Consider the following 1,024-nt stretch of genomic DNA (forward strand, 5'->3'; position numbering starts at 1 on the left):
TACAGCAGTTCTCAGTTGGGTGAAACATAGCAACAACAGTGGGTAAACCAGCCAATAATATCTTGGAGTGTCACCGCAGCTAGAGCATCCGTGATTGCCTGGTCTAACTGTGCATAAGTTCTTGCTGCCCTGGAGCGGAGAAATTCTTTGACCTTTGACCAACAGTTTTCAATTGGTGAGAAGTCTGGAGAGTAGGGAGACAAGTAAATAACTGTTGCTCCTACCGTTTCAATGGCTTCTCGAATACCAATGACTTTATGGGCAGGCAGATTATCCATGACGACACAGGCTCCTGTCCAAAGATTAGGGACTAATACCTGAGTTACATAAGTCTTAAAAGCTAGAGCATCCGTTGCACCGGGAAAAGTAATCTCCCCGACTAGCCCCCGTAATGCCATTGCACCAATCAATGTTACATTTTGCCCGCGCTGGTAAGGAGCGTGGTTATAGGCGCGGCTGCCTCGGACAGAACGGGCATAGCGCCGTGTCATTGCCAAGTTAGAGCCTGTCTCATCCACAAATACTAAATCCTCCAAGTTGACGGCTCCAATTTCATGCCAATATTCCACTCGCAACTGTTGCACTCGTTCACTGTTGCGCTCCGTTGCGTGCAGAGTTTTTTTTTCTGGTGAGTTTAAGCTTTTGAACGTATCGCCCCATTGTGGCTCGACTGATACTTACGCCAACACTTTGCTCCAGTCGGTCGCATAGCTCTACCAAAATGGCATCATTATTCTCCTCTATTAAAGTAGTCAGCACAGCTTCTTGTTCAAGGCTCAGTTTAGCTACCTGACCTCCCCCATGCGCTCTGGGTTCAACGGTTCCATCTGTGCGATAGCGCTTTAATAAATTCTCAATAAATGTCAAACTGACTCGGAACCTTTTAGCTAGTTGTCGCTGTGACCCCTCTCGCTGGTTGTACGCATCAATAACTTTCTGGCGCAGGTCTACAGAGTATGCTTTCATTCGGCTTCAGGTTGAGTTTACTCTTTAACTGTATTTTACTCTATCAAGAACTGCTGTA

2 protein-coding genes are annotated in these 1,024 nt (G+C 46.5%); both read right to left on the minus strand.

The features are described 5' to 3' along the window. Nucleotides 1–11 precede the first annotated feature (11 nt). Nucleotides 12–584: an IS630 family transposase gene (locus tag AC2VE5_RS28745; RefSeq protein WP_486890917.1), complete on the minus strand. Its 573-nt coding sequence runs from the start codon at nucleotides 582–584 to the stop codon at nucleotides 12–14. A gap of 4 nt (nucleotides 585–588) precedes the next feature. Beyond that, entirely contained in the window at nucleotides 589–966 is a 378-nt protein-coding gene (locus AC2VE5_RS28750; RefSeq protein WP_486890918.1) for a helix-turn-helix domain-containing protein, read from the minus strand. Nucleotides 967–1,024 lie beyond the last annotated feature (58 nt).

The sequence above is a fragment of the Aliterella sp. E5.1 genome (assembly GCF_057473825.1).